At 47.9% G+C, this 23,686-nt stretch carries 18 protein-coding genes and 1 pseudogene; 16 read left to right on the forward strand and 3 right to left on the reverse strand.

The features are described 5' to 3' along the window. Positions 1 to 73 precede the first annotated feature (73 nt). Positions 74 to 433: pseudogene (locus tag M3P05_RS18490) on the reverse strand (IS66 family transposase); the annotation flags it as partial. 188 nt (positions 434 to 621) lie between these two features. On the opposite strand from M3P05_RS18490, the gene M3P05_RS18495 reads away from it, so the two are divergent. From M3P05_RS18495 to M3P05_RS18515, 5 genes are all read left to right on the forward strand, one after another. Continuing rightward, positions 622 to 1,041, forward strand: a complete 420-nt coding sequence (locus tag M3P05_RS18495; RefSeq protein ID WP_249701580.1) for a GNAT family N-acetyltransferase — start codon at positions 622 to 624, stop codon at positions 1,039 to 1,041. Positions 1,042 to 1,429: 388 nt separating this feature from the next. After that, positions 1,430 to 2,515: an SIR2 family protein gene (locus M3P05_RS18500; protein WP_249701581.1), complete on the forward strand. Its 1,086-nt coding sequence runs from the start codon at positions 1,430 to 1,432 to the stop codon at positions 2,513 to 2,515. A 1-nt stretch (position 2,516) separates the two neighbouring features. Next, entirely contained in the window at positions 2,517 to 4,277 is a 1,761-nt protein-coding gene (locus M3P05_RS18505) for an ATP-binding protein (protein ID WP_249701582.1), read from the forward strand. Continuing rightward, entirely contained in the window at positions 4,274 to 6,145 is a 1,872-nt protein-coding gene (locus M3P05_RS18510; RefSeq protein WP_249701583.1) for a hypothetical protein, read from the forward strand. The genes M3P05_RS18505 and M3P05_RS18510 overlap by 4 nt, the downstream gene beginning before the upstream one ends. Continuing rightward, a complete protein-coding gene (locus tag M3P05_RS18515) occupies positions 6,138 to 6,788 on the forward strand; it encodes a hypothetical protein (RefSeq protein WP_249701584.1) in 651 nt (216 codons plus the stop codon). Before M3P05_RS18510 ends, M3P05_RS18515 begins: the two co-directional genes overlap by 8 nt. 252 nt (positions 6,789 to 7,040) lie before the next feature. Here M3P05_RS18515 and M3P05_RS18520 read toward each other — a convergent pair whose 3' ends face one another. Next, complete coding sequence (locus tag M3P05_RS18520; RefSeq protein ID WP_249701585.1) at positions 7,041 to 8,267, reverse strand: acetyl-CoA C-acyltransferase; 1,227 nt, start codon at positions 8,265 to 8,267, stop codon at positions 7,041 to 7,043. A 41-nt stretch (positions 8,268 to 8,308) separates the two neighbouring features. Then, positions 8,309 to 9,772 carry a carotenoid oxygenase family protein gene (locus tag M3P05_RS18525; protein ID WP_249701587.1) on the reverse strand — a complete coding sequence of 488 codons (1,464 nt, stop codon included), beginning with the start codon at positions 9,770 to 9,772 and terminating at the stop codon, positions 8,309 to 8,311. Between the two features lie 229 nt (positions 9,773 to 10,001). Here M3P05_RS18525 and paaN point away from each other — a divergent pair, with 229 nt between their 5' ends. The 11 genes from paaN to M3P05_RS18580 all read left to right on the forward strand — a co-directional run bounded on the left by paaN (position 10,002) and on the right by M3P05_RS18580 (position 23,636). Then, on the forward strand, positions 10,002 to 11,699 hold the full coding sequence (gene paaN, locus M3P05_RS18530) for a phenylacetic acid degradation protein PaaN (protein WP_249701588.1): 1,698 nt from the start codon (positions 10,002 to 10,004) through the stop codon (positions 11,697 to 11,699). Positions 11,700 to 11,774: 75 nt separating this feature from the next. After that, entirely contained in the window at positions 11,775 to 13,028 is a 1,254-nt protein-coding gene (locus M3P05_RS18535; RefSeq protein ID WP_249701589.1) for a thiolase family protein, read from the forward strand. Continuing rightward, positions 13,021 to 14,568, forward strand: a complete 1,548-nt coding sequence (locus tag M3P05_RS18540; RefSeq protein WP_249701590.1) for a class I adenylate-forming enzyme family protein — start codon at positions 13,021 to 13,023, stop codon at positions 14,566 to 14,568. Before M3P05_RS18535 ends, M3P05_RS18540 begins: the two co-directional genes overlap by 8 nt. Then, positions 14,558 to 15,010 carry a PaaI family thioesterase gene (locus M3P05_RS18545; RefSeq protein WP_249701591.1) on the forward strand — a complete coding sequence of 151 codons (453 nt, stop codon included), beginning with the start codon at positions 14,558 to 14,560 and terminating at the stop codon, positions 15,008 to 15,010. The genes M3P05_RS18540 and M3P05_RS18545 overlap by 11 nt, the downstream gene beginning before the upstream one ends. 36 nt (positions 15,011 to 15,046) lie before the next feature. Further along, positions 15,047 to 16,711 carry a class I adenylate-forming enzyme family protein gene (locus tag M3P05_RS18550; protein WP_249701592.1) on the forward strand — a complete coding sequence of 555 codons (1,665 nt, stop codon included), beginning with the start codon at positions 15,047 to 15,049 and terminating at the stop codon, positions 16,709 to 16,711. A gap of 62 nt (positions 16,712 to 16,773) precedes the next feature. Then, positions 16,774 to 17,772 (forward strand): winged helix-turn-helix transcriptional regulator, encoded by a 999-nt coding sequence (locus M3P05_RS18555; RefSeq protein ID WP_249701593.1) that lies wholly within the window; start codon positions 16,774 to 16,776, stop codon positions 17,770 to 17,772. 18 nt (positions 17,773 to 17,790) lie between these two features. Next, positions 17,791 to 18,489, forward strand: coding sequence for an HAD-IA family hydrolase (locus M3P05_RS18560; RefSeq protein ID WP_249701594.1), 699 nt, complete (start codon positions 17,791 to 17,793; stop codon positions 18,487 to 18,489). Between the two features lie 163 nt (positions 18,490 to 18,652). Then, positions 18,653 to 19,648, forward strand: coding sequence for a BMP family lipoprotein (locus tag M3P05_RS18565; protein WP_249701595.1), 996 nt, complete (start codon positions 18,653 to 18,655; stop codon positions 19,646 to 19,648). Positions 19,649 to 19,916: 268 nt separating this feature from the next. Beyond that, entirely contained in the window at positions 19,917 to 21,524 is a 1,608-nt protein-coding gene (locus tag M3P05_RS18570) for an ABC transporter ATP-binding protein (RefSeq protein ID WP_249701597.1), read from the forward strand. Further along, a complete protein-coding gene (locus tag M3P05_RS18575) occupies positions 21,521 to 22,663 on the forward strand; it encodes an ABC transporter permease (RefSeq protein ID WP_249701598.1) in 1,143 nt (380 codons plus the stop codon). Before M3P05_RS18570 ends, M3P05_RS18575 begins: the two co-directional genes overlap by 4 nt. Position 22,664: 1 nt before the next feature. Continuing rightward, positions 22,665 to 23,636, forward strand: coding sequence for an ABC transporter permease (locus tag M3P05_RS18580; protein WP_332842029.1), 972 nt, complete (start codon positions 22,665 to 22,667; stop codon positions 23,634 to 23,636). Positions 23,637 to 23,686 lie beyond the last annotated feature (50 nt).

Raw genomic sequence — 23,686 nt, forward strand, 5'->3', positions numbered from 1 at the left:
CTGGAATAAGCTGACTGCAGAGACTGGCCGTATAGCCAGCCTCTGCTTTCGACGTTGGGCAGTTATCGAATAGTTATTTTATGGGATCGGTATTACAACTCACCAGCAGGCTTTGAATGATGCCGACATGCTCTGCTCCCAGTTCCGTCCAACAGAACATGTAGTTCTTGCGACCCATGGGGATACAGCGAAGGGCACGTTCCAGGTGGTTGGTATCCGGTGATACATCCGGGTTATCCAGAAACACCCTCATCTGTATTTCGTGATTGCAGGCGTAATTAATAGCTTTGGTTAGCGGGTTACTAGGAGTCAGGTCAATGCGCTGCCGTTCCTGATGACACCAGTCGAAGAACTTATTGACCACAGGTTTCGCGTGTGTCTGCCGATACGTTTTTTTGTCATCGCCAGTCAGCTCTTTGTCCCGTATAACAGCTTCTGCCTTATAACAATACTTCGGACACCTACAAGCAGCTCAGTAGCTACGGGGCTATTGCTGCCTGAAAGTGTCCGAAGTATTGTTCACGGGGTTTGCTGGCAATAAGTTCAGGTTTCACTGTAGAGATGAGGCCAATAGGTTTATCAGTTTAGTGTGTTGATAGTGGTGCTGGAGATATAGCAAAAATGGAAGTTATTAAAGCTCCTGTAGAGATAAAGAATAAAGTTAATCAGTTTTATAGGGCAGCAGGCTACAGTGGCTCATGGGGAGAAAATGAGCAGGCATATTGCCTGTCAGATAGCGATAACATTGTGGGAGCTGTCAAGGTAGAGAGCCTGGAAGGAGTATTGATTTTAAGAGGTATGTATATAGCCTCAGATAAACAGAGCAATGGCTATGGGAGCTTACTTCTGAGCCAAATAGAGCCAGTTTTGAATAAGGCGAAAAGCTACTGTTTACCTTTTGATCATCTTGAAGACTTCTATGGTAAAGCCGGGTTTGTGAGGATTTCTGAAACTGAGCTGCCAGCATTTCTCCAGAAGAGATTAGGCAAGTATGTAGATCAGGGTCATTCAGTTATGGCGATGATGCGGGAGGCTTCATAGGCAACTTTTGGGAAGGGTGTTGTTGTCAACATATGCCCTTCCCGTTGTCATTTTATGTTGTGTTTCATTGTCAGCTTTTAGTGTTTGCGACAGTTGTGTTTAGTAACCTGCCGGGTAGGCAGTTGAGTAGACAGGCCTGCGGTTAGCCTGTTTGTCGGTACAAGCATGTCGTGACATAAAACAGATAGCGATGATATAGAACCTGCATGCTTTGACGTAAAAAGTCCCAGTCCCTTAGAACAGGCTCAAGAATAAGTTCTGAGTGCGCCCATCTAACTGAGGGAAACCCTGTTACTGCTTCCGCTGTTTGCACAGAGAGTACAGTGATAAGATTGGCAGGAGAGAAAATCACTCCACCTTAAGCAAAGTGCAAGGATGACAAAGTTAGATGCTGCCGAAACTGACCAGGGATGTAGCGTATAAGCAGCTCACCGAGTTTTTTGACGAAAAGCCATTTATTCTCTTTGCTACGGGCACCTCATGCGCACTGGATTTACGATTTGGCATGCCTGCTCTGGAAAAACACTTAAAGGAGCGGCTGGCAACAGGGTTAAGTGAGGATCATAACAGGCAATGGCAAGCCGTACTTGCCTCCCTTGAGCAGTATCCAGACAACTTTGAGAAAGCAATGGACTGCATCACTGATGATGCTCTGACTGAAAAAATCGTAAACCTTACCGGAGCATTTGTTGCCGGTATCGACCAGGAGCACGCCCCAAAAATTCTGACGGGTGAAGAACAGTGGCCAGGCCTCTGCCTTATTCAGTGGTTATTCAGAAAATTTGCAAAAGCAGGCAGTGAAGAACTTCATGTTGCCACACCTAACTATGACCTTTTGGGTGAGTATGCTTTTTGCCAAGCTGGCATCCCTTATATTACTGGTTTTACTGGAGGATTTTGCCGCGATCTGGACTGGACAAAATCTAAACGGTCATTTCAGCGGTTTCAACAAAAAAATAGGCGTTGTGTGCAGGTGAAAGAACCCCATATCGTTCTTCATAAACCTCATGGGTCACTGAACACCTTTGAAGTGAATGGTCGTACTGTTCAGTGCGATGGGTGGATCACTTCTGTACCAGATCAAATTAAACGCTCAATGGTTACGCCGGGAACAGAAAAATATAAAGTTTTGCATGATAACAGAAGCAATCTGCTGGCAAAGTATGACACTGCGGTCGACAGGCATAACAGGTTTCTCTTTTTAGGATTTGGTTTTAACGATGCGCAACTCGTTAATAACCGGATTATTCCCAAGTTAAAGGCAGGTGGCTGTAAAGGGCTTATTATAACCAGAGATACCAACCCTCGAATTGAAGAAATTCTAAAAGAGAGCCCTAACCTTTGGCTAGTTTGCAAACAAGAGAGTAATGACAGCACCCGGGTAAAAAATGGCCAATATATAGACTGGTTGTATTTAGATGATGAGAAGCTGTGGAACTTTGATGAATTTACCAGAACAATTTTAGGGAGCTGATATGGCGCTGTTCGAGTTTGATAAGGCAAAAGACAAAGAACGCTACTTGCTGGGGCAGGTCAGGGAAGTCGATACCCGAAAAGTTTCAGTGCTGGTTGATAACGACAAAGACCTCCGCAAAGCCCGGGTAAATCAGCTAATTGCTATTGCCATGGCTGATGGTACGGATACTTGGCTTATAGGGCTGATTGACAAAGTTATCAAGTCCGTTGTGCAACTTTCAACCTCTCTTGAACCGGAAAATGATGAAGATGAGACAGAAGACGAGGATACTCTCCCAAAAGAGGCTGTAGTCAATACAGTAAAGCTGACCTTAATGGGCACTGCTCGCTGGAATAATCTCAATCAAAAACCAGACTTTTCCCGATCTCTTAACCATGTTCCTGAAATTGATGCAGAATGCTACGTCCTGAAAGACGCGAATCTTGAAGCGTTTATGGGGATTTTGTCATCTTCTACGGAAAAGGCGCATGCTCTGGATTTAGGTGTATTCACCCTTGATGAGAAAGCCACAGCCTTTCTGGATGGTAATAAGCTATTCCAGCGCCATGCTGCTCTGCTCGGGAGCACTGGTTCCGGCAAATCCTGGACAGTAGCTTCGGTACTTGAACGTAGCGCTAAACTGCGTTCTTCAAACTTGGTTGTGTTTGACCTGCATGGTGAATACAAAAACTTGAGTTATGCCCGGCAACTGCGAATTCCCGGCCCGGATGAACTAAAAAATGAAGATGATGGAGTGCTCTATCTGCCGTACTGGATGCTGAATACAGAAGAACTGCAATCCATGTTTATCGACAGTACCGAATTCAGTGCCCACAACCAAGTAATGGCCTTTCAGGATATAGTCGTTGAAGAAAAGAAAAAGACACTGAGCCTGCTGCAAAAGCATGATGTGCTTGCAGCGTTTACGCTTGATAGCCCTATTCCCTTTGATATCAAGAATGTAATCGCCAAGATCACACACCTGAATGAAGAAATGGTGCAGGGTGCGAGAGGGTTAAAGCAAGGTGCATTTTATGGGCAGTTCAGCCGGCTGCTACTGCGATTAAACAGTAAGTTAAATGACCGCCGTTACGGCTTCATGTTTCAAGCACCAGATACAGCCAACGATTATGATGCATTGGCAGCCTTTGCTGAAAAGCTGGCTGGTTTTACTGATACAAACAGCCAAATAAAAATCATCGACTTCTCGGAAGTGCCCAGTGATATCCTGCCAGTGGTTATTGGACTTGTGGCCAGACTGCTCTATCAAATCCAGTTCTGGACCAATCACGAACAGCGACGTCCTATAGCGCTGGTGTGCGATGAAGCGCATCTATATTTACCCAGAGGGCAGATGAACCCCGTTGAAAAACGCGCAGTTGAAGCCTTTGAAAAAATTGCCAAAGAAGGACGTAAGTACGGTGTGGCACTTATGATTGTCAGTCAACGTCCCTCCGATGTCAGTGAAACCGTTTTAAGCCAGTGCAACAATGTTATTGCCCTACGGCTAACCAATGGCGATGACCAGAATACCGTTAAGAAAATGTTACCTGAGAGCCTGGAAAGCCTGCTAGAGGCACTACCAGTGATGGACGTTGGTGAAGCGTTGGTTGTTGGAGACTCTGTTTTGTTACCCAGCCGGATAAAAATCCATCCCCCGGCAGATAAACCCCTCAGTGCGACTGTTGATTTCTGGAGTCGATGGCAGGAATCTGTAGCAGCTCCAGACTTTATCCGAATTATTGAGAATATGCGGCGTCAAAGCCGGAGAGAACCATGAAGCGTAACCCACAGGGCATTAACCTCGATGAAGGGGTTCCTCTGAAAGGGCAGCAGGACTTCGACATACTCCACCTGGATCTGTTCCCAAAAGAAACAGAAGAACTGAACTTCTGGCTGAACAACGGCACAGTACCATTAAGGCTGGGTGGACAGATTGGTACCGGGAAAACCACTCTGATTAATAAGGTTTTGAGCGATGCTGGCGTTACACCTGATATAACCCTGCACTTTGACCACGAAAGTATAAATCCCAAGCAGGGGGAGTTCTACGGGATTGCTCTTGCAGGGTTTATTGCAGCGGCTTTGAAGTTTCAGGTTGACCTGTCAGAAATCAGCCTACCCGAAGAGCTCAATCATGCAGAATGTTCGACTTGGGAAACTCTGCACACTGTGTTGTCACCGGCAAAACGTACATTGGCAGCTCATCGCTTGCGACGGTCAGTAATAGCCGAGTTTGAACAAGACACCGATTATATCAATGGTGTACTTACTGACATTGCAAAAGCCATAACAGTTCAAAAGAAGAAGCCGTTGTTCATTTTGGCATCAGGCATAGATAAGTTCACTACGTCCGGGGCTGCCTTTATTAGTATTCAGAACCTTTTGAATACACTAGCAAGCTTCAAAACGCTTTTTGAAGTTAATGCCGTGCACCTATTTTTAAAAGAAGTGAGCGGTGCATTCAGTCGAACAGAAAAATTGTGCCTGACAGCTTGTACTGATGAACAAATGCAGGCGCTAATACGCAAAAGAATGGGCGTTTATAGCACATCCATTCATGACAATCTGATTAAGCATCTGGCAGATCATGCCAGCGGTAACCCCCGGCAGGCGCTGCGTCTACTGGTTCATTATCTGGAGGCAAAAAAACAACGCATCGCTGGTGATGATTGTTTTGCTCGTGCAGTACTTGCGACAGAACTGGACTACTTTCTCTACGCCGATAAACCGTCTGATGGCCTTATTGATGTTGTTAAGAAGGATTCATCCCTCCTGTCTAATATGTTTATGTTGCCTGGTGACAAAGAAACAGCTTTAAGGGCTCTGTATGGCAACTGGATACTGATCACAGATCAGCCAGACAAAAATGGTCTCTGGCCTGTCACAGTTAACAGGCTCATTGAAACAATATTCAATAAACCTCAAGCACCAGATGAACCAGAGAAGATTCTTCTCAAACATTATGCTGATATTCACGACCAGAGTGCTCAAGGGCTTTCCCTTCCAACAAGCTGGAAAAGTCATCAGGCAACACTTGATCAGCTGAACCTGGACCATGGTCTGGAGTTGAATCTGGCAGAGATACTTGATGTTCTCGCAGCAGCTTTGTTGTCAAAAGATAGGGCTGACCGAGTGATCATCGCTTATAGGGATGCTGAGTTAGTGCAACCGGCTCGGGACTATCTTTTTGCCAAAGCCAATACCTTTGAATATCAAGCTTGCAAACATTTGTCTTTGCCTGGAGGTAGTACCGAGTCCCCGTTGGAAGCTCTGGATGACCTTCTTGCAGAGGATACGAATACCTCTATAGATATTTACTCCCTTGATTTTGGTGAGCAATGGACACCGAAACAGCTGACTGCTTTGGATTCACAACGTGATGCCTTCATTTTTAGTCAGATGATCTGGTGGATACCCGAGAAAGTACTCAAGAGTTACTTGTCACACTGGACACAACTCCGGCAGCTTTTTGAGATTTACATTCTCGATGATGAACTGCTGGGAAGCCTTTCCGAAGAAGATATTCAGGCTGATATAACGTTTTTTTCCGATCTCGTTGAAGAGGTAGACGAAAGTGCCCCAGGGTCTATGGTAAACAGCCTCAAAGCCGTTTTGCAGTACCTGAAGAAGGTGAAGCATGGATAGTATGGATGTAAAAAAACGGCGTGCTTATCTTTGTCAGAAAGTTATCGAGTTACTCTTTTCTCCATCAACAGAAAAAGAGCAAAATCAATGGGTTTTTGGCCTCGTTGGCAGCCTTGCTGGCTTTTGGAGAGTTCCTCAGAACCCGTTTACACGTAAACATGGGAAGTATGAAATTACTGCAGATGAGCTATGTATCACATGTCTTTGTGATATCCGTGACGATGGATACTATGCGATAGATTTTACCCACTATACAGATGATTTTCCCGAGCCTTTTCGCTGGTCACAGCATGTCGACCCGGTTCGCTATTATCGCATACCGCTTGGTGCGTTTTTAGGTGGGCAAAACGCTGAGAAAAGTAAAGCCCTGGCGACAATTACTAAAGAAGATGTGAGTGCTGTACTGGACACCCTGATATTTCACCCCTGTGAACATATGCATATGGAGAGCTGTATTCCTCATACTATTCGCCTTGGTGGAGGTATCAGCAATCCATTCCAGTATTTATTTCATCTGCGTTTTCAGTTTTGCCCGATACTCACTGTTCAGAATAATGAAAAGATGAGATTAGTAGAGCTTGTGTACCAGGCTGTTAAGGCAAAACAGAGCATTGACATTAAAACGCTAATGGAAATCCCATAATAAAGTGTATACAGTGCCCACTATCTTACCGGATAGGTAGTTCCTCCATCAGTCTCGAGCTTTAGAGCCTTTCTTATGGCTTCTATCAATTCAAGCATAACTATATGTCATGATATTCATGTTTTCATTATGTCACGCAAAGCTGTAAAGCTTCTGTAGCACTTATTTCTTAAGGGCTGCTTTTGTCACGATATGATTCAGGAAGAATGTTGTCGATTTATGCTTCACTTCTGAGACCTTTGGCATGAAAGCCTATTTATTGTCAGATTTTTCTTCAAACGACAGTCGTTCTATAAGAATGGCGCTACCAGCGCCAGCAGCCCCACTACTGGCAGCAATGCCATAACGTAGGTTTTGGCGCTCAAGTTCATCGAGCAGAGTGCCGGCAAGAATTCCTCCCGTTGCTCCAAGCGGGTGCCCTAAAGCGATACATCCACCATTTACGTTTAATTTATTTGCCGGTATTTCAAGATCTTTCTGGCATTTGACCATTGTTGCGGCAAAGGCTTCGTGAATCTCAAACAGGTCGATATCACTGACACTCAATCCCTGTTTATTCAGCAACTTCTTAGTGACAGCAACGCAACCGCTGACAACGGTATTCTGGTCATCATTGATATTGGTTAATGCTGTGATTTTTGCCCTTGGCTGCTGGTTTAATAAACGCCCTGCCTCCTCTGATCCTATTAATAAAAGAGCAGCGCCGTCTGCCATGGCGGGAGAGCTGCCAGGGGTATGGACGTGATTAATAGCATCAAGCTTGTAAGCTTTCTTCAAGACATCATCCAGACCCATAGCTCCCATCTTCTGAAAAGAGGGTTTTAAAGCTGACAAGGTTTCCATACTGGAATCAGCCCTTGTCACCTCATCATGCTCAAGAGTTATATCTTTAACCGGATTGTGAATGGGAATAATGGATGAAAAGCGACCTTCCTCCTGAGCCTGTATAGCTTTCTTCTGGCTGGCCAATGCGATTTCATCGGCCTGTTGGCGGCTGACAGCATATTGAGAAGCAATAAGGTCAGCACCTATACCCATCGGCATCATTCCAATCTTTGTGGCGAGTGGTATATCTGTAAATGGAGCGGGGTTATCTGACATCATGGGCACGCGGGACATCATTTCAATACCGCCAGCGATAACAAGATCATCAACACCGGAAATGATCTTCATGGCTGCAAGCTGTATGGCGTCCATTCCGGATGAGCAATAACGATTGACCGTTATACCGGGAATGGAGGCAGGCCAGCCTGCATTCATAACAGATGTTTTGGCAATATTGCCTGCCTGTTCCCCATGCTGGGTGACACAGCCCAGAATCGCATCATCCACATTTTTTGGGTTCAGCCCGGTTCGTTGTTCTAGAGCTTTATACAGTGGTGCCAGCAGATCGAGTGGGGTCAGGTCATGGAGACTTCCACTCTCTTTGGCGATACCCCGTGGTGTACGAATGGCATCGTAGATATAAGCTGTTTTCATTTTTATCTCTTTATAATTCTGAAAAGTACAACTTGATACTGTTACCAGTCAGCCATTGTCTTCTGGAGAATATCACCAGGTGCCCAGCAGGCATGGAAACCACTTGGTACTGGCTGAGGCAGAATAACTCTTGCCAGAGGCCCCTGCTCAATATTCTGGGCATCGTAAATCTGGAACTCACCCCGCTTTTCATTCAAATCATTCACCAGGGTGACGACATAGCCATCGTCTTCACTCTGGGAGTTGTCGCGGGGGGCAAACGCAGGTTCTGAACCGTAACGGTGATCACCAAACACGGTTTTACTGGTGGTTCCCTGTTCAATATCGTATTTCACAATGCTGTCAAACAAGGTTGTGGGAGCATCAGCAAAACCTACATGGTAACTGAACCGGGTTTTACGACCGTAGTAACGTCCATTCACTACCGGGAATTCTGTGAAGATATCGTGCATGGCTTCTTCCTTGGCTTCCCCGGTTCTCAGGTTGAAACGGTAGCGCACATAGGTGGGGTCAATCTTCAGCCATGCCAACAGATTGCCATATGGCCCCGGAAGGGATTTGGTGGGCTCGGGAGTATGAGTTTTACAGACATCCAGGATAATCTCATCCCCTTCTTCCCAGGCATTGACCATGTGATAGATATAAGTTGGATCACACTCGAACCAGCGAATGGCATCGCTATTGCCATAGCGGGGAATAACGCCAAAACGTGAGGGCAGCTCATGATGGAACTCAACTTTCTGGACATCCCTTTTCAACAACTCTTCATTCCAGAACAGGGGAAGATCCATCAGGATGGTGTAGTTCTCAGTGATCGATAAAGTGTGGGGAAGGCGCGGGCCTGGTAAATCAATGGGTGTGAAGTGGGCGAGTTCACCGTTGGGAGCCAGAACGCCATAGGTCATATAGGGCGCGGTGGTTCCATAATCAAAGAAAATCAGCTCCCCGGTGTTTTCATCGACCATGGAGTGAGCAGACAGGGTGCGGGCACCCATTCCCTTAAGATCGATTTTGCCTGTGGTTTCCAGTGTTCTGGGATCTAGCTGGTAGGCCTCACCACACTGATAGAACATGCTCAACAGTTTGCCGTTGAACAGAACAACATCAGTATTGGAGGAGTCTTTCAGGCCGCCATTGGAACCCCATCCCTGAATAGAGCGATCTGGTCGTTCAATCAGGCCCGGCCAGATACTGTGCTGAGCTTCATTTTCCTGCTTCAGGCCCAGGGTCTGGGTCCAGCGGTTTCGGTAGGAAACTTTACCATCACGTACTTCAACACCATGCATCATGCCGTCACCATCAAACCAGTGATAAACCCCCTTGGGCTGCCAGCGCTGACTGGGACCATTGCGCAGATAAACGCCGGTTAAATCCTTGGGAATTTCACCAATAACTTCCAGCTCAGTTGCTTCAATTTCCCTGGAGGCTGGCGTGTGCATATCTTCAAGGTAAGGATTGCCCTTAGAGTCTAAAACACGGGACAGTTCACTGATCACGTTAAGCATGACGGGACTCCTTTGTATTCCTTTCTTATTATTATCCGGTGTCTCAGCAAGCGCTGATTTACTTGCTAAAAGAATTAGAATTGTAACTTTCTTTATTAGACTAATATAACGAAGCTACACTCTTCAACAGTTAGATTGTCGGTCACCAAGCTTGGGTTTTGATGGTTGCAAGTTGCATTGCAAAAAATTAGTCTTCTAATGAAAGTCATAAAAACAAGAATAAAAAAGCATGTCTGTCTATTTTGAGAAGCATCAGGAAAAACTTGAAAAGGCACTTGATGCCTGCCTGCATCGTTATGCATGGACGGCCTACAAGGAAAGCCCAAGCAGTAAAATTCACGGCACAGAAAAACCTACAGCCGGAAAAGAAAGCTTCCAGAACCGATTGAACAAGCCTTTCCGTTTCAGCCATGCCATGTCTGGACAGTGTGGTGAAACGGGAGCGGAAGTTTCACCTTACACGCAAAAGCCTCTTGGTATTACTTACCCGAAAATTCAGGCTGATGAACTCTATCCGGCTGTTCAGGAAGCAATGAACAGCTGGAGAAAAACTGATGTGCAAACCCGCGTTGGGCTTTGTATGGAGATGCTGGAGCGATGCGCTGATCAGCTGTTTGAAAATGCTCACGCGACCATGCACACCTCAGGGCAAAGTTTCATTATGGCCTTTGCTGGCAGTGGGGCTAATGCTCTTGATCGCGGACTGGAAGCTTTGGCTTATGCCTACAAAGCTATGAAAGATGTTCCGGTCAGTGCTCGCTGGGAACGACGTTTTGGCGCAGAAGGTACAGCGGCTCTTGAGAAGGAGTTTCGCATTGTTCCTGTAGGTGTCAGCGTGGCTGTGTGCTGTGCCACCTTTCCTCTGTGGAATGGTTGTCCCGCACTAATGGCCAGTCTTGCGACGGGCAATCCTGTGGTTATGAAGCCACATCCCTCAGCCATTCTGCCAGTTGCTCTGGTGGTAGAAGCCTGCCGGGAAGTGCTGGTGGACGCTGGCTTTGACCCGAATCTGGTCACCATGGTGGCGGATACCAGAGATGAACCTGCCACAATGCCTCTGCTGGAACATCCCGATACAGCCATTATTGATTTCACCGGCAGCCCCGGGTTTGGTCAGTGGATTGAAGACAACTGCCGTAAAGCTCAGGTTTATACGGAAACTGCTGGCTGTAACTCTGTGGTGATTGAATCCACAGATGATCTTCATGGAATGACCAGGGCGATTGCCCATTCGCTCTGTCAGGCATCAGCCCAGATGTGTACCAGTGTGCAGAATATTCATATTCCCGCTGATGGTATTCGGGTGAAAGGTGAGCAGGTGAGCTTTGATGAAATTGCAAACCAATTGGTTGAAGCCGTTGAGGAATACCTTGCTGAACCCAAGATGGCCTCATTCCTCTGTGGAGCCCTGGTCACCGACGAAATCTATGCAACCCTTGACCGTATGCAGGGGTTAGGGATAGAGAAAGGGAAAATCCTTCGTTCATCCGGTTCTTACAACCATCCTGATTTTCCTGATGCCCGCACAGCGACACCTCTGATAATTGAGGTTACTCAAAAGGAACAGGGTATGTACCGCAGCGAACTGTTTGGCCCTGTTTCGTTTGTGATTAAAGGGGAGGCAGCAGATGACTGCCTTGCTGCCGCCACAAAAGATGCCAGAGAGTGCGGAGCCATAACATCACATATTTATTCCGTGGATGATGAGTTTCTGGAAAAAGCTCAGGATGCCTACAACGATGCAGGAGCTTCTGTTGCCTGCAATCTGATGCATATGCCAATCAACTTTGCTGCAGCCTACAGCGACTACCATGTAACCGGCCTGAATCCGGCAGGTAATGCCTGTTTGACTGATCTGGCGTTTGTTACCCGCCGTTTTAGAGTTGTGCAGAGAAAAAAGCCAGCTTCCCAAACCAAACAGCCATGAGCGGGAAATGCCCACTTCAAAAAATGAAAATGCGGTGGGCATTTCCATGGTAAATAGAAAAACTGGGACTATCTGATGACAGATGTATTTGTAGTGGGCATTGCATCAACTGCCCTGGGGAAGTTTCCGGAAAAATCAGTTAAGGATTTTACCCGTGAGGCTGTTCACGGCGCTTTGAAAGATGCCGGAGCCTCTATATCTGATATTGAGGCAGCCTGGTTCAGCAACACCCGGCAGGGGGCTCTGGAAGGACAGAATACCATTCGAGGGCAATGTGCACTTCGTCCCCTGGGAATTCAGGGAATACCTGTTACCAATGTTGAGAATGCCTGCGCTTCAAGCTCATCGGCATCGCTGCAGGCTGTTGCCCATATCAAAGCCGGATTTTGTGATGTGGCTCTTGTTGCCAGTGGAGAGAAAATGTTCTTTCCGGAAAAAAGGGAGGCGATGTTCAAGGCCTTCTCGGGGGGAACAGATATTCACCGGCTGGAAGAGTTTCGCCAGAAAATAACAACCATGGGCCAGGACCTGATTCCTGAACAGTTCCAGAATATTGATACAGGCCAGCGCAGCTTTTTTATGGACAGCTATGCCGCGCAGGCCCGGCTCCATATGGAAACATTTGGCACAACCCAGAAGCAGATTGCTGCGGTTGCGAGCAAAAATCACTGGCACTCCACATTTAACCATCTTGCCCAGTATCAGCATGCTGTCACTGTCGAAGAGGTGCTCAAAGAGCGGCTGGTCAGCTGGCCTCTGACACTGCCCATGTGTGCCCCGATTTCTGATGGCGGTGCGGCTGCCATTATCTGTTCGGAAAAGGCATTACCACGGTTTATGAAAAAACGTGCTGTGCGTATTCGGGGTATCAGTCTGGTCAGCGGAACAGATCGTCAACCCGAAGATTTCCAAAATCATATTGGTCGGCTGGCTAGTCTGAAGGCTTATGAGCAGGCACAGATTGACGCAAAGGATGTAGACCTTGCTGAAGTTCACGATGCCACAGCATTTTCTGAGATCCAGCAGATTGAAAATCTTGGTCTCTGCCCTTCCGGGGAAGGCGGTGCACTCAGTGAGCAGGGGCATACCTCACTTGGTGGCAAAGTTCCTGTGAATACTTCGGGTGGGCTGGTATCCAAGGGCCACCCTGTAGGGGCAACAGGCATCATCCAGCTTTTTGAGCTTGTGACACAACTTCGCGGGGAGGCTGGTAAACGACAGGTTGAAAATGCCCGAATAGCAGTTGCAGAAAATGGTGGTGGCTTTTATGAATGCGAGGAAGCCGCCACAGTTGTGACTGTACTTGAAGGGGGAAGATCAAATGGCTGAGGTTCATGAGGTTCTAAGCCCCTATGAAGCCCTCTGTCAGGGTGTTGCATTAAATCCTGAGGGGATTGCAGCTCAGGATAGTCGGCAGGTTCTGACTTATTCAGAACTTCTGGCTCGTGTACAGGCTCTCGCTACAGGTTTAACGCAGCAGGCTCCTGACAATAAACGAATTGGCTTATGCGCCAGAAACTGTGCCGACAATCTGGTGGCTTATCTGGCGATTCTTTCGGCTGGCCTGGTGTGGGTTCCGATTAACCCCAAGAACGGACGTACCCTGAACCAGAAGTTGATTGAAAAAAGTCAGCTCTCAATGGTTATTGCTGACTGTGAAAGCCAGAGTGAGATCCCAGATGGTTCTTATAAGGTGTTGTTGCTTGATTCGAAGGATGGGAACAGTTGTCAGGCTTTGATAGAGCAGTTTATGGATCAGCAATTCAAGCCTGCCAGTATTGGTCCAGACGATATTCTGGCTATCAAGTTTACTGGTGGTTCAACGGGTGAACCTAAAGGTGTAATGCAGAGCTGCAGCAATATGATGGCAGTGATGCAGAGCCTGCTTACAGTGTTTGAGTTCAACGGTGATGACTGCAACCTTGCAGTTGCGCCTTTGAGCCATGGTGCGTCCCACTATGTTTTGCCCATACTTGCAGTGGGGGGGAGGCACCTTCTTCTGGAAACACCTGATATTGCCAGTATTCAGCAAGGTTTTTCAGAACAGGGAGCAACGGTTAGCTTTATGCCTCCTACCCTGATTTACAAGCTTCTGGATGATCCGAACACAACTTCAGCGACCTTTCCCTCTCTACGACACCTGACCTACAGTGCAGCGCCCATGCCGCTGCCGAGAATTCAGCAGGCTCTGGATATCTTGGGTAGAAAACTGTCGACGGTTTATGGCCAGACAGAAGCGCCAATGGTGATTTCGGCATTGCCACCAAAAGCAATGACACGACCAGATCTCCAGGAGTCAGTTGGTAGAGCCGGGCCTTTCTGTGACATTGCCATTCTGGATAAGAATCACAATCCGCTTCCAGCCGGGCAGGTTGGAGAGATAGCAGCCAGGGGAGATATTGTTATGTCTGGCTATCTTGGTCAGCCTGAAAAAACACAAGAGGTTTTTACTAAATCAGAGTCCCACTGGCTGCTTACTGGTGATCTGGGTTATCTGAGCGATGAGGGTTACCTGTTTATTAAGGGGCGAGCCAGTGATGTGATTATCTCTGGTGGGTTCAATATTTACCCGGCTGAGGTGGAAGATGCCCTGATGGCTATCGACGGCATTAGAGAGTGCGTGGTGTTTTCTACTGAAGATGATTACTGGGGAGAAAAGCTGGAAGCGGCTGTCTGTCTAACAGAGCAAAGCCGGCTTGATCAAAATCAGATTATTCATCAGCTCAAAGAAAAGCTGGGGCCGGTAAAAACACCGAAACAGATATATCTGCTTCAGTCATTACCGAGGAATCCAGTCGGAAAGGTTGTGCGCAAAGATGTGCGTAAAGTGATAGAAAAACAACAAGTACCTGCAGAATATGCCAGATAAAACTGATACACGACATTTGATAAAAGAGCTGACAGGTTTGCAGCGTCTGGAATACTTTGAGTCATTGCCAGAGCGTTTTGGTATGGCCGATAACCTTGGGTACAAAGTGCTCAGTTATAAAACAGGTTACTGGTCCTGCGAATACACACCAAAATCAAGACATGTAAACCTGATTGGCTCATTGCATGGAGGAATCATGGCTTCGCTGCTGGATACAGCAATGGGCTCAGCTGTGATGACCACACTGGATGTTGGTGAAGGCCATACCATGACAGATTTAAGTGTGAAATTTATACGCCCGGTCATGGATGAAAATGAAACCCTGTTGATAGAAGGGCGCGTTGATCATGCAGGGAAAAGAATGTTTGCCACGGAGGGCACAATCAAGAACTCTCAGGGAAAAATAATTGCCAGAGCTATAGCAAACGCAATACGTTTATAAACAGCCTAAAATAATAACAATAAGAAAGGCAGTGGAATGATTACATCATCACCGGAAAATATCCGTGACTATTATGCCCAGGGTGCCTGGGATGATAAAAAGATCCATGACATTTTTCATAAAGCGGTTGGCCTCAGACCTGATGCCACAGCCCTTGTTGATCCTTCCAATAAAAATGACCTTGTCGGTCAGCCTCCCCGCCGGCTGAGTTTTTCAGAGCTTGATAATTACGTTAATCAGGTCGCAGAAGTACTGTTGGGTCAGGGATTGCAGCAGGGAGATATTCTGCTGATCCAAATGCCGAATACTGTTGAACTTGTGGCTCTTTATCTTGCCTGTTCACGTATCGGGTGCATTATCAGTCCGGTTGCCATGCAGTATAGAGAGCATGAACTGGGCTACATTATTGCAACCCTGCAGCCCAAAGCCATTATTGGAATCGGAGCTTTTGCCGGAAAAGATATGATGGGGCATCTGCAAACAGCTTTGGAGCAGGTGAATCACCAGTTAGAGCGTGCTCCTTTGCTTCTCCCATGGTTTGAGTCTGCTGATTACCCTCAATGTATAGAACAGCTCATTGAACCAAACGCTACCTCATCACTAAACAACTATCTGGCTGAAATTGAGCAGTCAGCCGATGAAGTATTCACAATCTGCTGGACTTCAGGAACAGAGGCTGACCCTAAAGGTATTCCTCGCTCACATAACCAGTGGAAAGCTATTGGACGCATGACGTTTGAGAGTTCACAAATTGAACCTCAGGAGAATCTCCTTAACCCATTTCCTCTGATCAATATGGCCGCTATTGGAGGTTTGTTTTTTAGCTGGCTGCTGTGCCGGGGAAAATTGGTTCTCCATCATCCATTGGATTTGCCCGTTTATCTTGAGCAGATTGCTGTTGAGCAGATCAGCTATACACTCGCTCCTCCAGCCTTATTAAATGCTCTTTTGAAAAATGAAGACCTGCTGAAAGTTGTCGACCTGTCAGGCCTTCGGGCTATTGGCTCAGGGTCAGCACCATTAGATAGCTGGATGGTGGAGGGTTATAAAGAGCGTTTTGATATTGAGATCATCAATCACTTTGGCTCCAATGAAGGAACCTCTCTTCTTTGTGGTCCTGCTCATTCAGAGAATCCGGAGGCCAGGGCGCGTCTGTTCCCAAAGAAAAATTCCATACTGGAGTCTCGTCTCGTAAACCCTGAAACGGGAGAGCTTGTTAATAAACCCGGGATGACGGGCGAGCTGCAGATAAAGGGTCCCGGAGTCTTTAATGGTTATTTTGGAGCCGATGGTATCCAGCGTCAGTCATTCACGGATGATGGTTTCTTTTGTACTGGTGATCTTTTTGAAATGGATAAAGAGCAAACCGGTTTCTACCGTTTTACCGGCAGGTGTAAAGAGCTGATTATACGAGGAGGGATGAATATCGCCCCCAGTGAACTTGAAGCTCTGCTCAATGCCCATGAGCATATTGCTGAAGCAGCAGTGACAGGTTATCCCTGCCCGATTATGGGGGAAAGGGTAGCTGCTTATGTTGTTACAGCACCTGAAAAACCAGTGACTCAAGATCAAGTCAAAGGCTATCTCGCAGGTTGTCAGCTGGCGAAGTACAAACTGCCGGAGAAGGTTGTGTTTCTGTCAGCCCTGCCGCGCAACCCGGTCGGTAAAATAGTTAAACGTGCACTGGCTGAAACAGATTAAGGCTGATAGAAATATTATGAGTTGATAGTGTTTGGGCACTTTCATGGTGGAATAAGGATGTTATGAAATCACCATTGTCTTTTATTACAGCCAGCGCCACAGCCAAATCGCTGAACATTGTCGGTGACCAATGGAGTTACCTGATACTGAGAGATATGTTTCTTGGGCTTCATCGTTTTGAAGAACTATTGAGAAGCACAGGGGCGTCCAGGGGAACATTGACAGACCGGCTGAAAAGTCTTGATGATAACGGTGTTTTGCACCGTCGGCAGGTTAACCAGTCCCGTCGTCATGAGTATCGATTAACGGAGAAAGGGCTGGCTATTTATCCTCTCGCTGTTGCTGCATGGATGTGGGAAGTGAAGTGGGCAAACAGTGAAGCCTCTCCTCTCCCCAGAGTGCTGATTCACAAGACATGCCGGAGTATTATGCAGCCAGTGTTTTCCTGTCATGGCTGCAGGGAACCCGTTCAGGCATCCGATGTCAGCTATATGGTTAATGAAAGTGCACTGTCTGAACACATCGCGCTACCAAAACAGCGACGCCAGGGAAGAAAGAGTGCAAACCAGCCCGACCCAGACCGCCCGCTGTTTCGTGTGATTGATGCTGTCAGTGACAGGTGGACATCATTGATTCTTGCTGGCGCTTTTATGGGCGCTGACCGGTTTGATACATTCCAGCACAAGCTGCATATCGCCACAAATATTCTGACCAGTCGCCTGAAGAAACTTGTTCAAAATAAGCTTCTGGAAAGAATTCAATATCAGGAACACCCAGCAAGGTATTCCTACAAGCTGACCCCTAAAGCCTACGATCTTTACCCATTGGTTATCGCTCTGCATCAATGGGGACATCAGTGGCTGGAAAATAGCGATGAAACAACAATTGAACTAAACCATCAATGTGGTCATCGGCCTTTTGCGGTTGATCTGGTTTGTGATTGCTGTGGTCAGGAAATCCATCGTGGGGATGTGATTTTCCAGCTGCCAGCAGGTAAATCGTGGGCAGAGAAGTTGAATTTGTCTGAAGGTGCCCCTATTTCTGAAACAGAGACAGCCTGATAACCGTAGACCTATACCGTGATAAAACTGATTACCTTCGATCTTGATGACACTCTCTGGGACAACGGTCCTGTTATTCGCCGTGCGGTTCAGGAAGGGTATGAATGGCTGTTTAACCGTTGTCCGGAGCTGCTTCAGCACCATGATGCTGCGTCTCTTGATGCCATGAAAAACCGGTTAAGGGAAGAAGATCCCGAACTTGCACACCGTGTTAGTGAAGTGCGGGTGACCGGAATGCAGAGAGCCTTGGAAGGTGTTGGCTATACACATCAGGAAGCCAGGGAGATAGCTGAGCAGGCTTTTGGGGTTTTTCATCACTGGCGCCATCAGGTTGATCTTTTTGAGGGCGTGGAAGAGATGTTGAAGATATTGTCTTCTCATTTTTCTCTGGCAGTTATCACTAATGGTAATGCCGATGTCAATCAGCTGGGGCTGGGACAATATTTTCAGTTTACTGTCAGTGCCGAAGATCTGAACCGAAGCAAGCCTGATCCGAAAGTTTTTCTTAAGGCATTGAGTCTGGCTGGAGTGTCATCAAAAGATGTTATTCATGTGGGTGACAACCTGATTACTGATGTTCAGGGGGCTGCTGAAGTTGGAATGAAGACCATCTGGTTTAATCCGAAGAATCAGGAGTGTGAAACAGCACCAATACAGCCTGATGTAGTTATTAATTCTCTATCGGAACTACCAGATGCTGTAGAAAAACTTAAGTAGAAAGTGAATTTGTAAGCTTTTTGTCAGTGGTATGTATGTGTTTATTTGTGTTTGTTTTCAATAATAATACAAACTTTTCGCACCTCTTTTGATCTGTGTCTGTGTCTGTATTTTACAAAAGCAAACATCATACGCGGTGCTAACACACACATGGAAGCCACAGATGAAGACCACTTTCAAAGTCGTTGCTGGCCTCGCTCTGAGCGCCATCGCTGCCGTCTCCCAGGCACAAATTAAACCTTCTGTTATCTATGATATGGGCGGTAAATTCGACCGTTCTTTCAACCAGGCCAGTTACAGCGGTGCTGAAGCTTTCCGTAAGGAAACCGGCATCAAGTACACTGATTTCGAAATTACCAACGAAGGTCAGCGTGAGCAGGTAATGCTGCGTTTCGCCCAGCGTGGTTTCTCTCCGATCGTTGTCGCTGGCTTCCAGCAGGCTCCAATCGTAGAAAAAGTTGCCAAGCAGTTCCCCAAGACTCACTTCGTACTGATCGACGCCGTTGTTGATCTGCCTAACGTACGTTCCGTTGTCTTCAAAGAACAGGAAGGTTCCTTCCTGGTAGGTGCTCTGGCAGCTATGAAGACTGAACACGACGCCGTTGGTTTCATCGGCGGTATGGACATTCCTCTGATCCGTAAGTTTGGCTGTGGCTATGAGCAGGGCGCCAAGTACATCAGCAAGGACATCAATGTTCTGCAGAACATGACCGGTACTACTCCTTCCGCATGGAACGATCCTACCAAGGGTGGCGAACTGGCACGTGCACAGTTCGACAAGGGAGTTGACATCATTTACGCCGCTGCTGGCGGTACTGGCGTAGGTGTTTACCAGGCTGCAGTTGATGCTGGCAAGCTGGCTATCGGTGTTGACTCCAATCAGAACTACCTGCACCCCGGCAAGATGTTGACCTCCATGGTTAAGCGTGTTGACGTTGCTGTTAAGTCTGCTTTCGAAGACGAAATGAAAGGCAAGTTCACTCCTGGTCTGCAGGTTGTTGGTCTGAAAGAGAACGGTGTTGACTGGGCTCTGGACGAATTCAATCGTCCTCTGCTGTCTGAAGAAGATATTGCAAAAGTACAGGACATCCGTGCCAAGATCGTCGCAGGTGACATCAAGGTTCACAACTGGGAAGACACCAAGTCCTGTGAGTACTAATTCAGGTAGACAGAGTTCTTCTGTCGCTTGAGTTGTTGAGTTTTTCTGGCGTGCCGACTTCTGCCCTTGGGAAGTCGGCACTGCTGTCTCATGCCGACAGTGCCAGAACGTTGATTTTTATGCTTTCACGGGAGGCCGTCCCGAAAAAATAACACCCATAGGTTCGCTCACAATCTATTAATCGGCTCATTGGCCTACATGTGGCTTGACGCCAGGAAGGGTTGTGAATGTCCTCCGGGTGCGGCTTCTTCGGGCCAGGTAAACAGTAATGACTGCACCTGCAATAGAACTAAAAGCCATTAACAAACGGTTTGGCCCCGTATGGGCAAACCGTGATATTGATCTCAAGGTAATGCCGGGCACTGTCCACGGTATTGTCGGCGAAAATGGCGCCGGTAAATCAACCTTGATGTCCATCCTTTATGGATTTTATACAGCGGACACCGGTGAAATTCTTGTCAATGGACAGAACCTGGATATCCGCAACAGCCAGCAGGCGATTCAAGCTGGCATTGGAATGGTACACCAGCACTTTATGCTGGTAGAGCCGTTCACTGTACTTGAAAACGTGATGCTGGGCATGGAAGGGCAGGCCGTTCTGGCGAATGCCCGTGGCAAGGCACGTAAAGCACTTCAGGACATTGCTTCACGCTATGGTCTGGAAGTTGACCCAGACGCCATCGTTGGCGAACTACCAGTAGGTCTGCAACAACGGGTTGAAATTCTCAAGGCGCTGTACCGGGGCGCAAAAATCCTGATTCTGGATGAACCAACCAGTGTTCTCACCCCCCAGGAAACCGGGCAACTATTCGAAATTCTTGAGTCCCTGCGTAGCCAGGGTGTAACAGTATTGCTCATAACCCATAAGTTGAAAGAGATCATGGCCATCACCAACCACGTATCGATTATGCGTGCTGGTACGATGGTGGCACATCGTGAGACAGCTCATACCTCACCTGAAGAGCTGGCAGAACTGATGGTAGGTCGCAAGGTTCTTCTGCGCGTAGACAAACAGCCAGCACAGCCTGGCGAACAGCGCATGGAAATCAAGAACCTGGATTACAGTGATGATCGTGGTGTACGACGTCTGAAGGATATCAACTTCAACCTGCGTTCCGGCGAGATCCTGGGCGTTGCCGGTGTATCTGGTAATGGTCAGTCTGAACTGCTGAAAATGCTGTCCGGCGCCCTGGCACCTAATCAGGGTGTAATGGTTCTGGATACCCGTGCAGGCCACAGTGAACTGAGTGCCGGAAGCTGGCGTGATGCTGCCGAGATTCGTGATCTGGGTATTGCCCACGTTCCCGAAAATCGTCTGCGTCAGGCGTTGGTAAAAGCCTTCTCTGCTGCTGAAAACGCCATTCTGGGTTATCACGACAAGCCAGAATACGGTGAAACTTTCCTTGAGCCTGAAAAGGTAGTGAACGCTACTGAAGTGATGATGGAGGCGTACGATGTCCGTCCCCGCCTGCCAGGGCTGAAAACTGCCAACTTTTCCGGTGGTAATCAGCAGAAGCTGGTACTGGCTCGGGAAATGCTTAAGGAGCCGGATATCCTGCTGATCGGTCAACCGACCCGCGGTGTAGATATCGGTGCGATTGAATTTATTCACCGCAACATGATCGCAGCCCGTGACAAGGGTGCTGCAGTGCTGCTGGTTTCTGTGGAGCTGGATGAAATCCTGTCCCTCTCTGACCGCATCATTGTAATGAACGACGGTGCCATTACCGGTGAGGTTATGGCCAGTGAGACTAATGAAGCTGAGCTGGGTCTGCTGATGACTTCTACTGCTGGCGAAGTGCCCACAGCGGGTAATGGTCCAACGGGTGGAGCGAAAGCGCCGCAAAGCGAACAACAGGAGGAGGCTGTAGCATGAGTCCAATCCTTGCTGAAAGCCCCCGCTGGGTACGCATAGGCCTGGTACCAGCTTTGCAGCTGGCGCTGGCCCTGGTGATCTCCAGCCTGGTAGTTCTGATTATCGGGGAAGACCCGGTTCAGGCCTTTGCCATTATGATTCGTGGTGCAACCAACCTTGAGTTTGGTGGCTTCCACAGCACGCTGTATTACACCACCAACTTTATCTTTACCGGTCTGGCTGTAGCCCTGGCTTTCCATGCCGGCCTGTTTAATATTGGTGGTGAAGGTCAGGCTTATGTTGCCGGTCTGGGTATTGCTATTGTCTGCCTGCTGTTTGATAGCACACTCAGTGTGTGGCTGATGGCTCCTCTGGTTATTCTGGCTTCCGCTGCATTTGGTGCAATCTGGGGTGTTATTCCCGGTTATCTGCAGGCCAAGCGCGGCTCCCATATCGTAGTAACCACCATTATGTTCAACTTTATCGCCATGGCTCTGATGAGCTATGCGCTGGTTGTTCATATCTCTCCTCTGGGTGGTAACTCTACCGACAGCCGTTACTGGAATTCTGATGCAGTGTTCCCAAAGTGGAATGAGATGATGCCTGATGCACCATTTTCTCTGCTGAACCCGACTCTGATTCTGGCACTGGTCTGCTGCTGGCTGGTATGGCTGCTGGTATGGCGCACCCGTCTGGGCTATGCCATTCGTACAGTGGGTAGCAACCCTCACGCAGCAACTTACGCAGGTATCAACGCAAGCCGCACCATCATTATCACCATGGCTATATCTGGCGCACTGGCTGGCATGATGGCTGTGAACGAAGTGTACGGTGCACAGGGTCGTTTGATCCTGAACTTCACCAGTGGCTTTGGTTTCATGGGTATTGCCGTAGCACTGATGGGTCGTAACCACCCATTTGGTGTTGTACTGGCTTCCCTGCTGTTTGGTGCACTCTATCAGGGTGGTACTGAACTGCAGTTTGAAATCTCGTCCATTAACCCGCAGATGGTTCTGGTTATCCAGGGTTTGGTAGTGTTCTTCACCGGCGCGCTGGACCGTCTGGTTCGTGGGCCTGTAGAAGGTGCGTTCCTGCGCTACCAGTTAGCGAAGGCCAAGAAAGCTGAAGCGGCAGATGCTGCAGTTGCAGGAGGAAACTGAGATGGAAATGTTTGATCAGATTTTCTCTCTTCTTGGGGCGTCCATTCGTTTGGCAACCCCTCTGATGTTTGCCGCGATGGCGGGTATCTTTTCTGAACGTTCCGGTATCGTTGATATCGGTCTGGAAGGTAAGATGCTGATTTCCGCCTTTGCTTCAGCCTGTGCTGCCTATGAGACAGGTTCTCCATGGCTGGGTCTGCTGGCCGGTATTCTGGTCAGTGTAATGTTTGCCTTGATGCACGGTTATGCATCTATCACCCAGCGTGGTGACCAGACTATCTCCGGTCTGGCGGTGAACTTCCTGGCTTCCGGCTTAACCGTTGTACTGGGTCATGCCTGGTATGGTCAGGGTGGTCTGACTCCTTCCGTTCATGATGAGCGTTTCAAGAGCATTATCCTGCCTGGTGCTGAGTGGCTGGGTGAGAATGTTCCTGTTGTTGGCCCGTTCTACGAGCAGGTTATCTCAGGTCACAATATCCTGGTTTACCTTGCCTTTGTCAGTGTGGCCGCTGCTTACTGGGTACTGTTCCGCACCCGTTTTGGTCTGCGTCTACGAGCAACTGGTGAGGAGCCAAATGCTGTAGACAGTGCTGGTATCTCTGTTGCCTGGGTTCGTTACCGCGCGATGATCGTTACCGGCGTTCTGTGTGGCTGTGCAGGTACCTACCTGTCTATTGCCCAGAATGCTGCATTCCAGCGTGAGATGACTGCAGGCCGAGGCTATATCGCCCTGGCTGCCGTTATTTTCGGTAAGTGGCACCCCAAAGGTGCTCTGGGTGCCTGTCTGCTGTTTGGTTTCCTGCAGTCTCTGGAAACCCGTCTGCAAAGCGTTCAGCTGCCTCTGGTTGGTGAACTGCCGAGCCAGGTGTTCTCTGCGATCCCTTACATTATTACCGTTGTTCTTCTGGCCGGATTTATCGGCAAGGCGATTGCACCCAAGAATGTGGGTGTGCCTTATGTGAAGGAGCGTTAATAACGCAGTTTTTCCCAAGCGGGAAAACAGGAACGGCAGGTAGATTGTTA

It is taken from the genome of Parendozoicomonas callyspongiae (assembly GCF_023502345.1).
GTDB lineage: Bacteria > Pseudomonadota > Gammaproteobacteria > Pseudomonadales > Endozoicomonadaceae > Sansalvadorimonas > Sansalvadorimonas callyspongiae.

Bases quoted from the DNA above. Each gene is read 5' to 3' on its own strand.
- M3P05_RS18565 (WP_249701595.1), top strand. From the start codon at position 18,653: ATGAAGACCACTTTCAAAGTCGTTGCTGGCCTCGCTCTGAGCGCCATC.
- M3P05_RS18580 (WP_332842029.1), top strand. From the start codon at position 22,665: ATGGAAATGTTTGATCAGATTTTCTCTCTTCTTGGGGCGTCCATTCGT.
- M3P05_RS18540 (WP_249701590.1), top strand. From the start codon at position 13,021: ATGGCTGAGGTTCATGAGGTTCTAAGCCCCTATGAAGCCCTCTGTCAG.
- M3P05_RS18575 (WP_249701598.1), top strand. From the start codon at position 21,521: ATGAGTCCAATCCTTGCTGAAAGCCCCCGCTGGGTACGCATAGGCCTG.
- paaN (WP_249701588.1), top strand. From the start codon at position 10,002: ATGTCTGTCTATTTTGAGAAGCATCAGGAAAAACTTGAAAAGGCACTT.
- M3P05_RS18495 (WP_249701580.1), top strand. From the start codon at position 622: ATGGAAGTTATTAAAGCTCCTGTAGAGATAAAGAATAAAGTTAATCAG.
- M3P05_RS18545 (WP_249701591.1), top strand. From the start codon at position 14,558: ATGCCAGATAAAACTGATACACGACATTTGATAAAAGAGCTGACAGGT.
- M3P05_RS18505 (WP_249701582.1), top strand. From the start codon at position 2,517: ATGGCGCTGTTCGAGTTTGATAAGGCAAAAGACAAAGAACGCTACTTG.
- M3P05_RS18510 (WP_249701583.1), top strand. From the start codon at position 4,274: ATGAAGCGTAACCCACAGGGCATTAACCTCGATGAAGGGGTTCCTCTG.
- M3P05_RS18555 (WP_249701593.1), top strand. From the start codon at position 16,774: ATGAAATCACCATTGTCTTTTATTACAGCCAGCGCCACAGCCAAATCG.
- M3P05_RS18570 (WP_249701597.1), top strand. From the start codon at position 19,917: ATGACTGCACCTGCAATAGAACTAAAAGCCATTAACAAACGGTTTGGC.
- M3P05_RS18550 (WP_249701592.1), top strand. From the start codon at position 15,047: ATGATTACATCATCACCGGAAAATATCCGTGACTATTATGCCCAGGGT.
- M3P05_RS18525 (WP_249701587.1), bottom strand. From the start codon at position 9,772: ATGCTTAACGTGATCAGTGAACTGTCCCGTGTTTTAGACTCTAAGGGC.
- M3P05_RS18535 (WP_249701589.1), top strand. From the start codon at position 11,775: ATGACAGATGTATTTGTAGTGGGCATTGCATCAACTGCCCTGGGGAAG.
- M3P05_RS18520 (WP_249701585.1), bottom strand. From the start codon at position 8,267: ATGAAAACAGCTTATATCTACGATGCCATTCGTACACCACGGGGTATC.
- M3P05_RS18500 (WP_249701581.1), top strand. From the start codon at position 1,430: ATGCTGCCGAAACTGACCAGGGATGTAGCGTATAAGCAGCTCACCGAG.
- M3P05_RS18515 (WP_249701584.1), top strand. From the start codon at position 6,138: ATGGATAGTATGGATGTAAAAAAACGGCGTGCTTATCTTTGTCAGAAA.